The sequence below is a fragment of the Agrococcus citreus genome, assembly GCF_039527715.1.
GTDB classification, from domain to species: Bacteria; Actinomycetota; Actinomycetes; order Actinomycetales; family Microbacteriaceae; genus Agrococcus; species Agrococcus citreus.
This window is the reverse complement of record NZ_BAAAKK010000006.1, coordinates 265538-277016: the sequence shown is the minus strand read 5'-3', so window position 1 is coordinate 277016 and position 11479 is coordinate 265538. Positions and strand designations below refer to the sequence as shown.

Annotated in this window: 10 protein-coding genes; 5 read left to right on the top strand and 5 right to left on the bottom strand. The window is 71.8% G+C overall.

The features are described 5' to 3' along the window. The first annotated feature begins 212 nt into the window (after window positions 1–212). The gene (gene hpf / locus ABD106_RS14475; protein ID WP_343921609.1) at window positions 213–905 is read left to right on the top strand and encodes a ribosome hibernation-promoting factor, HPF/YfiA family; all 693 of its coding nucleotides are present in this window, start codon (window positions 213–215) and stop codon (window positions 903–905) included. 115 nt (window positions 906–1020) lie between these two features. Then, complete coding sequence (gene secA / locus ABD106_RS14470) at window positions 1021–3834, top strand: preprotein translocase subunit SecA (RefSeq protein WP_343921607.1); 2814 nt, start codon at window positions 1021–1023, stop codon at window positions 3832–3834. Between the two features lie 396 nt (window positions 3835–4230). Here secA and ABD106_RS14465 read toward each other — a convergent pair whose 3' ends face one another. Both ABD106_RS14465 and trhA read right to left on the bottom strand, forming a co-directional pair. Beyond that, on the bottom strand, window positions 4231–5301 hold the full coding sequence (locus ABD106_RS14465) for a trypsin-like serine peptidase (protein ID WP_343921605.1): 1071 nt from the start codon (window positions 5299–5301) through the stop codon (window positions 4231–4233). Window positions 5302–5380: 79 nt separating this feature from the next. Beyond that, a complete protein-coding gene (gene trhA, locus ABD106_RS14460) occupies window positions 5381–6151 on the bottom strand; it encodes a PAQR family membrane homeostasis protein TrhA (RefSeq protein WP_343921603.1) in 771 nt (256 codons plus the stop codon). A gap of 83 nt (window positions 6152–6234) precedes the next feature. On the opposite strand from trhA, the gene uppS reads away from it, so the two are divergent. From uppS to ABD106_RS14445, 3 genes are all read left to right on the top strand, one after another. Next, window positions 6235–7011 carry a polyprenyl diphosphate synthase gene (gene uppS / locus ABD106_RS14455; RefSeq protein WP_343921601.1) on the top strand — a complete coding sequence of 259 codons (777 nt, stop codon included), beginning with the start codon at window positions 6235–6237 and terminating at the stop codon, window positions 7009–7011. 193 nt (window positions 7012–7204) lie between these two features. Further along, the gene (gene phoH2 / locus ABD106_RS14450; protein ID WP_343921599.1) at window positions 7205–8542 is read left to right on the top strand and encodes an RNA 5'-3' helicase PhoH2; all 1338 of its coding nucleotides are present in this window, start codon (window positions 7205–7207) and stop codon (window positions 8540–8542) included. A gap of 88 nt (window positions 8543–8630) precedes the next feature. Then, window positions 8631–9689: a winged helix DNA-binding domain-containing protein gene (locus ABD106_RS14445; protein ID WP_343921597.1), complete on the top strand. Its 1059-nt coding sequence runs from the start codon at window positions 8631–8633 to the stop codon at window positions 9687–9689. Between the two features lie 4 nt (window positions 9690–9693). On the opposite strand, the gene ABD106_RS14440 is transcribed toward ABD106_RS14445, so the two are convergent. From ABD106_RS14440 to ABD106_RS14430, 3 genes are all read right to left on the bottom strand, one after another. After that, complete coding sequence (locus tag ABD106_RS14440; protein ID WP_343921595.1) at window positions 9694–10476, bottom strand: anti-sigma factor; 783 nt, start codon at window positions 10474–10476, stop codon at window positions 9694–9696. After that, window positions 10457–11029: an RNA polymerase sigma factor gene (locus ABD106_RS14435; protein ID WP_343921593.1), complete on the bottom strand. Its 573-nt coding sequence runs from the start codon at window positions 11027–11029 to the stop codon at window positions 10457–10459. The genes ABD106_RS14440 and ABD106_RS14435 overlap by 20 nt, the downstream gene beginning before the upstream one ends. Before the next feature lie 29 nt (window positions 11030–11058). Beyond that, window positions 11059–11479: class F sortase (locus ABD106_RS14430; protein WP_343921591.1), on the bottom strand; the 421-nt coding region annotated here is incomplete at its 5' end.

The window sequence follows — 11479 nt, the reverse complement described above, 5'->3', positions numbered from 1 at the left end:
CGACGTCGTGACGAGCGGCGCGACCGCTCGCGAGGCCGTGCGCGCGGTGCGCGCAGCGGGCTGCCGACCGGTCGCGATCGCGGCAGTCGCACGCACGCCGAAGCGGGGTACATGACTTTCAGGCAGTCCCATCCGGCGGGGGTAGAGTGACCGGCACGCAAGTCGGCATTGCAAGCCGCAAGCGCCGACGCCGATCCGCAGGGGAGGCCACCATGGACATCACGTTCGGCGCCAAGGGCGCAGACATCACCGACCGGTTCCGCGCATACGCGGAGGAGAAGCTCGCGAAGGTCACGCAGCTGCTCCCGCGAGCGACGGCGCTCGATGTCAAGCTCACCCGCCACGCCGATCCGCACGTCGCCATCGCCGGCGGCCGCGTCGAGATCACGGTCCACGGACCGGGCTCGATCATCCGCTCCGAGTCCGACGGGCCCGACAAGTACATGGCCTTCGACTCCGCCTTCCACCGCATCATGGAGCGCGCACGCCGCGTCCACGACAAGCGCCACGACCACAGCGCCCGCCGCCGCCTGCCGCTGCGCGAGGCCGCCGCGGCCGGCTTCGAGCAGGTCGCCATCACGCCCGCAGACCCCGCCGTCGTCGAGGCCGTCACCACCGGCGCGCTCCCGATCGTGAGCCAGGAGCAGCAGGAGGCCGAGAACGAGTGGTCGCCCGTGGTGATCCGCGAGAAGCGATTCCCGGCGAAGCGCATGAGCGTGCGCGATGCCGTCGACCAGATGGAGCTCGTCGGCCACCCCTTCTACCTCTTCGTCGACGAGGCGACGGATGAGTGCGCCGTCGTCTACCGCCGCAAGGGCTGGTCGTACGGCGTCATCTCGCTCGACGACAGCGCGGTCGACTCGCCCGCCGCATCCGCCACCGAGGCGGAGCGCGCGGCGTCCTGAACCGCTCGAGGCGGCTCCCCGGAGTGCTCTGGGGAGCCGCCTCGATGGCGTTGCTACGATGAGCAGTCGGTCAACGGACCGTGACCGAACTGACGAACACCGGGAGGCATCCCTCGTGGCCAACTTCTTCGAGAACCTGCTCCGCGCGGGCGAAGGCCGACTGCGGCGCCGTCTGGAGCGCATCGCCGCGGATGTCGCAGCGCTCGAGGACGCGTTCGAGGAGCTGACCGACGAGGAGCTCGCCGGTGAGACCGCCGAGTTCCGCCAGCGCTACGCCGACGGGGAGTCGCTCGACGCGATGCTGCCCGAGGCGTTCGCGGCCGTCCGCGAGGCTGCGAAGCGCACGCTCGGCATGCGGCCCTACGACGTGCAGATCATGGGTGCCGCCGCGCTCCACCTCGGCAACATCGCCGAGATGAAGACGGGTGAGGGCAAGACGCTCGTCGCGCCAATCGCCGCCTACCTCGGCGCGATCCCCGGCACCGGCGTGCACATCGTCACGGTGAACGACTACCTCGCGAGCTACCAGTCTGAGCTCATGGGCCGCGTCTTCCGCGCGCTCGGCATGACGACCGGATGCATCATCTCGGGCCAGACGCCCGAGGTGCGCAAGCAGCAGTACGACGCCGACGTCACCTACGGCACGAACAACGAGTTCGGCTTCGACTACCTGCGCGACAACATGGCGCACTCGAAGGAGGCGATGGTGCAGCGCGGCCACGGCTTCGCCATCGTCGACGAGGTCGACTCGATCCTCATCGACGAGGCGCGCACGCCGCTCATCATCTCCGGCCCCGCCGCGGGCGAGGCCAACCGTTGGTTCGCCGAGTTCGCGCGCATCGCCAAGCGCCTGCGCCCCGAGATCGACTACGAGGTCGACGAGAAGAAGCGCACCGTCGGCGTGCTCGAGCCCGGCATCGAGCGGGTCGAGGACCTGCTCGGCATCGACAGCCTCTACGAGTCGGCGAACACGCCGCTCATCTCCTTCCTCAACACCGCGCTCAAGGCGAAGGCGCTCTTCAAGCGCGACAGCGACTACGTCGTCATGAACGGCGAGGTGCTCATCGTCGACGAGCACACCGGCCGCATCATGCAGGGCCGCCGCTTCAACGAGGGCATCCACCAGGCGATCGAGGCGAAGGAGGGGGTGCAGATCAAGGCCGAGAACCAGACGGTCGCGACGGTCACCCTGCAGAACTACTTCCGCCTCTACGACAAGCTCTCGGGCATGACCGGCACCGCCGACACCGAGGCCGCCGAGTTCATGGCGACCTACAAGCTCGGCGTCGTCCCCATCCCGACGAACAAGCCGATGCAGCGCGACGACAAGTCCGACCTCGTCTACGCGACCGTCGAGGGCAAGTTCAAGCACGTCGTCGACGACATCGTCGCGCGCCACGAGGCGGGGCAGCCCGTGCTCGTCGGCACCACGAGCGTCGAGAAGAGCGAGTACCTCTCGGGGCTGCTCGCGAAGGCGGGCGTCAAGCACGAGGTGCTCAACGCGAAGAACCACGCGCGAGAGGCCGCGATCGTCGCGCAGGCGGGCCGCCTGGGCGGCGTCACGGTCGCGACGAACATGGCCGGTCGAGGCACCGACATCATGCTCGGCGGCAACGCCGAGCACCTCGCGGTCACCCGCATGCAGGAGCTGGGCCTCAACCCCACCGACATGCCGGAGGAGTACGAGGCGCGCTGGGACGAGGTCTTCGCCGAGGTGAAGGCCGAGGTCGAGGCGGAGGCCGCGAAGGTCGTCGAGGCGGGCGGGCTCTACGTGCTCGGCACCGAGCGCCACGAGTCGCGCCGCATCGACAACCAGCTGCGCGGGCGCTCCGGCCGCCAGGGCGACCCGGGCGAGAGCCGCTTCTACCTCTCGATGCAGGACGACCTGCTGCGGCTCTTCGGCGGCTCCGTCGCGGAGCGCTTCATGGCCGTCGACGCGGACGAGGACGAGATCCCGCTCGAGTCGAAGATCTTCACGCGCACGATCCGCACCGCGCAGTCGCAGATCGAGTCGCGGAACGCCGAGATGCGCAAGAACGTGCTCAAGTACGACGACGTGATGAACCGCCAGCGCGAGGCGATCTACTCCGACCGCCGGCACATCCTCGACGGCGACGACCTCGCGGGCCGCGTGCAGGGCTTCCTCGAGGGCGCGCTGCGCTCGCTCGTCTCGGATCACGCGGTCGGCAACGACAGCGACGAGTGGAACCTCGAGGCCCTTTGGACCGAGGCGAAGCTGCTCTACCCGGTCGGCATCACGATCGACGAGGTCGTCGCCGAGGCGCACCCGCGCCTCACGGCCGACTTCCTCTACGAGCAGCTGCTCTCCGACGCCAAGATCGCGTACCAGAAGCGCGAGGAGTCGCTCGGCTCGCCCGCGATGCGACTGCTCGAGCGCCGCGTCGTGCTGTCGGTCATCGACCGCAAGTGGCGCGACCACCTCTACGAGATGGACTACTTGCGCGAGGGCATCGGCCTGCGCACGATGGCGCAGCGCGACCCGGTCGTCGAGTACCAGAACGAGGGCTTCGCGCTCTACCAGCAGATGATGTCAGCGATCCGCGAGGAGTCGATCTCGTTCCTGTTCAACCTCGACGTCAAGGTGCAGCAGGGCGCGACGCCCGACGCGCCGGCGCTCGAGGGCGGCGGCCTCGAGGAGCCCGCCGAGGAGGACACGGCGGCGCTCACGTACTCGGCGCCCGACGAGGACGGCGAGGCCTCGCTGCACGACGACAAGGGCAAGGAGCTCGGCGTCGTCGGCAAGGCGCGCCCGCGCTCCGGCAACCCGGCGGTCGCTGCGAAGTCGAAGCCCGCGGGCGGCAATCGCGAGCAGCGCCGTGCCGCCGAGAAGCAGGCGAAGGTCGCGCCGAAGAAGGGCGCGTTCGGGCAGCTGCAGGACGCCGACAACACCGACGGCCAGGCCCGCTGACGCTCCGCCCGCTCGCAGCCAGCTGAGTGGCGCTTCCGGCATGTGAGTGGCGCCTCCGGCATGTGAGCGGCGCCTCCGGCATCTGAGTGGCGCCTCCGGCAGGTGAGTGGCGCCTCCGGCAGGTGAGTGGCGCTTCCGGCAGGTGAGTGGCGCGCCCCGGAATGGCCGGCATCCTGCATGGTTCCGGATGCGCCGCTCACGTGGGAGGCGCCACTCAGTCGCGGGAGGCGCCACTCAGTCGTGGGAGGCGCCACTCAGTCGCGGGAGGCGCCACTCAGTCGCGGGAGGCGCCACTCAGGCGCGGGGGGCGCCACTCAGGCGCGGGGGGCGCCACTCAGGCGCGGGGAGGCGCCACTCAGGTGCGGCGGGCGCCACTCGGCGGGTAGAGCCCCGCCGTCAGTCGTCGAGCGAGCGCAGGCCGTTGTAGGCCGTGACGCCGAGCGGCGGGCCGTAGGCGCCCGTGTCGCCGCCGTTCGAGTAGACCGCGGTGATGTGGCCGGCCCCCGTCGCGGGATCGAGGTTCGACACGAACCCTGAGCCGGAGGCGCCGTCGCCCATCGCGCAGTCGGCGCCGTAGTTCGCGTCGCCTCCCGCGCCGTAGTTCAGCTCCTCGTCGGCGCAGTACCGCAGCACCTCGGCGTCGAAGTCGTCGTTGCCGGGGTAGCCGGCGATCACGACGCCGTTCGTCTCGGCCGTGAAGCTGATGCCCTGACCGCCGACGGCGTCCTCGAGCGTCGCGCCGTCCTGCGGCGCGAAGCGGATGAAGCCGAAGTCGAAGCCCATCCAGCCGTCGTCGTCGGCGCCGTCGAGCCACCGTTCGTTCGCCTCGAGGTACTGGCTCGGCACCCACCAGTCCTCGGCCTCCCACGTGCCGAACGGCGCCTCGCCGCGCTCGTAGCCCGGCTCGAACGTGATCCGGTCGTAGTAGTCGCGCGTGTCGTCGTCGAAGACGCAGTGCGCCGCGGTGACGACGACGAGCCCGGAGTCGCTGTTGATGACGGTGCCGCTGCACGTGTACTCGGCGCCGTCCGCCTCGAGCACGAGCCGCCCGACGGTCGTGAGCAGCAGGCTCTCGTCGGTCGTGTGGGACGTGCCGGCGAGCAGCTCGTCGCCGTCCTCGTGCTCCATCATCGCGATGCCCGGCGCGACCCGGGCCGTGCCGCGCGTCGCCTCGAGCACGAGGTCGAGCGCGGCATCCGGGAAGTAGCCGTCGACCGTCTCGCCGCGCGAGCCGGCGTACAGGTCGCCCGTGTCGGCATCCGTCTCGTCCTCGGTCGTGATCGGCTCGTCGGGCTCGACCGGCTGCACCTCGACCTGCGAACCGCCGGACGTCTGCGACGGCTGCGCCGGGGGCTGCTGCGGCTGGCGCAGCTGCGTCGGCAGCGGCGGCGGCAGGATGACGCAGCCGCTCATCGTGACGATGGCGACGGATGCCGCCACGACGGCAGCGGTTCGGGCGAGGCGCATGCTCCGACGCTAGGCGCGCGCGCCGCACGGACGCTGGGAGGTCGCGCCGTGCGTCAGGACCGAGGTCACGACCGCGAGGTCACGCGGGCGGGTCGACGGCGACGAGCATGATCGCCGTCCAGTGGCACACGAACGCGACGAGCGTGCAGAAGTGGAAGATCTCGTGGAAGCCGAAGTGGCCCGGGTAGGGGTTGGGCCGCTTCATCCCGTAGATGACCGCGCCGATCGTGTAGGCGAGGCCGCCGGCGCCGATGAGGAGCGCGGTCGCCGCGTTCGCGACCCAGATCTGCGGCAGGAACGCGACCGCGGCCCAGCCGAGCGCGAGGTAGATCGGCACGTACAGCCAGCGCGGGGCGTGCAGCCAGAAGATGCGGAAGGCGATGCCGAGCAGCGCGCCGACCCAGATGACGGTGAGCAGGATCCAGTCGGTGGGCGACGGGAGCGTGAGCAGCGCGATCGGCGTGTAGCTGCCGGCGATGAGCAGGAAGATGTTGGCGTGGTCGAGCCGCTTGAGCACGACGCGCGTGCGCTCCTGCCAGCGGAAGCGGTGGTAGACGGCCGACACGCTGAACATGAGCAGGCTCGACGCGGCATAGACGGCGGTGGAGATCGTGGCGGTCGCGCCCTCGGCGAGCACGATGAGCACGATGCCGGCGATGAGCGACAGCGGCGCCGTCGCGGCGTGGATCCAGCCGCGCCACGAGGGCTTGTCCTCGACGGACGCCTCGACGATCGCGTCGCCCGCGGCCTCGATGAGCGGCAGGTGCGCCGGGTCGGGCTCGCTGACGCGCACCTCCGGGGCGGGCCGGTCGTCAGGGGAGGGACGAGCGGACCCGTTCTGCAGTGCCATAGGGACAGCGTACGGCGTACGCAGTGCCGCGTCGAGCATCCGCGTGCGCGGCCGCGGGTCGGAGCGGCGGGTAGATTCGTCGCGTGCGACTGCGCAGCGCCCCGGGCTCACGGCTCGTCTACCGCTACTACGAGCGGCGGCTCCGCCGCGACCTCCAGCACGCCGTCGTGCCGCGGCACATCGCCATGATCATCGACGGCAACCGCCGCTGGGCGCGCGAGCAGAAGCTCGCGAGCGCCGGCCACGGGCATCGCGCCGGCGCCGCGAAGCTGCGCGAGTTCGTCGACTGGTGCGCCGAGATCGGCGTCGAGGTCGTCACGCTCTACCTGCTCTCTCGCGACAACCTCACGGGGCGGGCAGACGAGGAGCTCGGCGAGCTGTGCGAGATCATCGCCGAGCTCGCCGACGACCTCTCCCGCCAGCCGGGCCGACGCATCCGTCACGTGGGCGACGTGCGCGGCCTGCCGGCGCCGCTGTGCTCCGCGCTCTCGGCGGCGGTCGCGCGCAGCGCCGAGCAGGAGGGCCTCGTCGTGAACCTCGCCGTCGGGTACGGCGGCAGGCACGAGGTCGTGGAGGCGGTGCGCACGATCCTCACGGGTGCCGACGGGGCGACGGTCGCCGAGATCGCCGAGCGGCTCTCGCCCGAGCTCATCGCGCAGCACCTCGGCACGGCGGGCCAGCCCGATCCCGACCTCGTGATCCGCACCTCGGGCGAGCAGCGGCTGAGCGACTTCATGCTGTGGCAGAGCGCGCACAGCGAGTTCTACTTCGTCGAGGCGCTCGGGCCCGACCTGCGCGAGGTCGACTTCCTGCGCGCCGTGCGCGCCTACGGGCAGCGAGAACGGCGCTACGGGCGCTAGGGAACCTTCAACCTCTGGATCAGGTGAACTCTCGGTGACGTCGGTGTGTCCTCCGACGCGTCCCCGGAGGGGCGCGCGTAGATTCGGCCGTGTCGGGCAGTTCCGCCCGACAGCGAGCGGCCATCGCGCCAGCGAGCAGCACGGGAGGCGACGGCCGCGTGGATCCGACCCCAGGGTCGGGAGGGAGCATCACGTGCCTCAACTCGCCACCACCTCCGAGAGCGGCTCCGCCGAGGCAGAGGGCCTCGACACCCGCCAGCGCACCTACGTGCTCGACACGAGCGTGCTGCTGTCCGATCCGGGGGCGATCCACCGCTTCGCCGAGCACGCCGTCGTGATCCCCGTGGTCGTGATCGCCGAGCTCGAGAAGAAGCGGCACGATCCCGAGATCGGCTACTTCGCGCGCAAGGCGCTGCGCAACCTCGACGACCTGCGGGTCGAGCACGAGCGGCTCGACTTCCCGGTGCCCACCGAGGGCGGCGGCTCCCTGCGGGTCGAGCTCAACCACTCCAACCAGCAGGTGCTGCCGAGCGGCCTGCAGCTGGGCGACAACGACTCGCGCATCCTCGCGGTCGCGTCGAACCTCGCAGCCGACGGGCTCGACGTCTGCATCGTGTCGAAGGACATGCCGATGCGCGTGAAGGCCGCCTCGATCGGCCTGCCGGCGGAGGAGTACCTCGCCGAGCAGGCGGTCGACTCCGGCTGGACCGGCACGGCCGAGCTCGCGCTCTCGGGCGAGCAGCTGAACCGGCTCTACGAGGACGAGCGGATCGACACCCCGCTCGTCGATGGCATGTCGATCAACACGTGCCTCGTCATCTCGTCCGAGCGCGGCTCGGCGCTCGGCCGCGTGACCCGTCGTGGCGAGGTCTCGCTCGTGCGCGGCGACCGCGACGTGTTCGGCGTGCACGGCCGCTCGGCCGAGCAGCGGCTCGCGATCGACCTGCTGCTCGACAACGAGGTGGGCATCGTCTCGCTCGGCGGCTCGGCCGGCACCGGCAAGTCGGCGCTCGCGCTCGCCGCCGGCCTCGAAGCGGTCCTCGAGCGGCGGCTGCACAAGAAGGTCATCGTCTTCCGGCCGCTCTACGCCGTCGGCGGGCAGGAGCTCGGCTACCTGCCGGGCGACCAGGGCGAGAAGATGAACCCCTGGGGCCAGGCGATCTACGACACGCTCGGCGCGCTCGTGAGCGACAACGTGCTCGACGAGGTCGCGGCGCGCGGCATGCTCGAGGTGATGCCGCTCACGCACATCCGCGGCCGCTCGCTCCACGACGCGTTCGTGATCGTCGACGAGGCGCAGTCGCTCGAGCGCAACGTGCTGCTGACGGTGCTGAGCCGCATCGGCCAGAACTCGCGGGTCGTGCTGACCCACGACGTCGCGCAGCGCGACAACCTGCGGGTCGGCCGCCACGACGGCGTCGCGAGCGTCATCGAGACGCTCAAGGGGCACGACCTCTTCGGCCACATCACGCTCGTGCGGAGCGAGCGCAGCCGCATCGCCGCGCTCGTGACGAGCCTGCTCGAGGACTGAGCGCCGTCGAGCACCAAGCGGACCCCTTCCACCCGCGCGGGCGGGAGGGGTCCGCGTCGAGTCGGCGGGCGGGGCTAGCGTGGGCGGCGTGAGGGAGCTGACGAGCACCGATGCGCGGCGGATGCGGCTGGTCGCGCAAGGACTGCACGGGTCGGAGCGCTCACCCGCCGAGGCGGTGCGGCACATGGTGGCGATGCAGGGACAGGACCTGCCCGCCGTGCTGCGGGCGATCGCGGTCCGCTCCGCGCCGGGCACGACGCTCGACGACGTGCGCGCCGCCTTCGACGCGGGCGAGCTCGTGCGGTCGTGGGCGATGCGCGGCACGCTCTTCGTCGCCGCGCCCGACGACCTCGCGGTGCTGCACGCGGCGACCGGCGAGCGGATGCGCCGCCAGGAGTGGCGCATGTGCGAGGTGCGGGGCATCGAGCAGGCCGCCGCCGAGCTCGCCGCCGACGTGCTCGTCGACGCCCTCGCCGACGGCCCGCTGCCGCGACCGGCGATGCTCGCCGCGTGGGAGGCCGCGGGGATCTCGACCGCCGGCGGCCGCGGCTACCACCTGCTCGCGCTGCTCGCCTACGACGGGCTCGTGCGCTTCGGCCCGTTCGAGGGCGGTCGCGATCAGCTGCTCGTCGGCGGCGCCCGGCCCGCGGTCGCCGACCCGGAGGCCGCGCTCGACGACGCCCTCGCCCGCATGGTCGCCGCGCGCGGACCGATCGACGCGGACGACGTCGCCTGGTGGATGGGGCTGCCGAAGGTGCCCGTGCGCGCGGCGCTCGAGCGCGCCGCAGCGCTCGGCACCGGTCTCGAGCCGGTGCGCGTCGGCGACCGCGACGCGCTCGTCGCGAGCGGCGCGGCGCCGGGCGAGGCCACCGGTGTCGTGCTCGTGCCCGGCTTCGACGAGTGGATCCTCGGCTACCGGGATCGCTCGCTCGTCGCGAGCCGCGAGGTGCTCGCCGCCGTCGTGCCCGGGGCCAACGGCGTCTTCCGGCCGATGGTGCTCGTCGACGGCGTCGCGGTCGGCACCTGGCGCATCCCGGCCGCGCGCTCGAAAGCCTCTGCGGCGCCGGTGCTCGAGATCGTCGAGCGCGTGCCCGCTGCGGTGCGCACCCGCATCGACCGAGCGGTCGCGGCGTGGCCGCACCGCTGATCGGTCAGAGCTCGAGCGCGCCGCGCCAGATGCTGTCGCCCGAGTGCGTCGGGTCGCCGTCGTAGGGCTCGATGGAGACGTCGACCACCGGGAACGCCGCGAGGTCGAGGTCGGCGGGCAGCGTGAGCTCGGTCGAGGCTGCGTCCATGACGCCGAGGCTCACCATCTGCTGCGCGTCGGCGTCGAGCAGCCACACGTCGAGGTAGCCGTCGATCGTCGGCAGCGCATCGGCGTCGACGACGAGCAGTCGCTGGCCGTCACGCTCGATGACCTCCGCGCGCGCGGCCGAGACCGTCGACGTGAGCGGCTCGAGCGCGGCGTTCGCGAGGTCGGTCGAGCGCGGAGCCCCGCCCACCTGCGTCACGATCAGCACGGCGAGGCTCGCGGCGAGCACCGCGGAGGCGGCGCACGCGGCGATGAGCGCGCCCGCGCCGAACCTGCGGCGCCGGCGGCGCACGAGGTCACCGGTCGGCATCCGCGGGGCGGCGACGGGCGCAGCAGCGGTGCGCTCGGCAGCAGCGTCGTGCTCGGCATCGAGGGTCACCGCCGCGCGCGGCTCGACCGCGTCGATCGGGGCGCCTTCCGACGCGATGTCGGCCAGGATGCGGTCCCACACGCCCGCAGGCGGCTGGACCGGTGTGATGTGCGATGCGCGGAAGCGCTCCGCGGTCGCGCGCAGGGCGGCCAGCTCGGCGCTGCAGGCAGCGCAGGACTCCAGGTGCTGGGCGCTCGCATCGGACTCGCCGAGCGCGAGCGCGGCGAGCGCGTCAGTCGATAGATGCTGCATGCGTGTCCTCCCATCTCTCCCTGAGTCTTCGGAGCGCTCGCGACAAGTGGCTCTTCACCGTTCCCACCGGCATGTCGAGCTCTTCGGCGATCGATGCGGTCGAGCGGTCCTCGATGACGGCGAGGCGCACGATCGTGCGCTGCGGCTCGCCGATCCGCTCGAGCTCCTCCTGCACGGTGAGGGCGTCCGAGACCTGCTCCGACACCGGATCCCCCTCACCGCGATCGAGCTGGACGGCGAGGTCGTGCGGGTCGAACGCCTGCTCGTTCGCGTACCGCGTGCGGTAGTGGTCGGCGATGCGCCGGCGGGCGATCGCCACGATCCACGAGCCGAGCGGGCCGCTCGCGGGGTCGTACGCCTCGCGCGATCGCCAGACCGAGACGAAGGTCTGCTGCACGACATCCTCCGCGTCGTGCGGTGCCATCGCTCGGCAGGCGATCGCGTAGACCATGCCGGCCCAGCGCTCGTAGGCCTGTCGCAGCACTTCTGGGGATGCGTCCGACGCGAACGCGAGCGACAGTCGCTCGACATCGATCGCACCCTCTTCCACCACGGCCAGAACGTATCACCGGGCCACGCGGCTCACCGCGCGTCCAGGACGGCGGTGACCACGATGTTGTCCTCGTAGGCGCCGGCAGCGGCATCCCAGTCGCCACCGCACGTGACGAGGCGCACGACGTGCTCCCCGTCGCGCGCGAAGAGCGCGTCGAGCCGCAGCTCGTCCTTCGACACCTGCTCGATGCTCGTGATGCGGTAGTCGAGCATCGCGCCCGAGCCGGTGTCGATCTCGATCGCGTCGCCCTCCGATGCGCGGAGCACGGATGCCATCGGTGCTGCCCCGACGTCGCTCGCGACGTGCGCCGCGAGCACCGCGGAGCCTGCTTCCGCGCCGGGAGCAGGGCCGAAGCGGTACCAGCCCAGCTCGCTCACGAGGTCGGGCACATCCATCTGCCCGTCCTCGCGCACCCCGACCGGGACGACGCCGAGCTCGAGGCCGACGGAC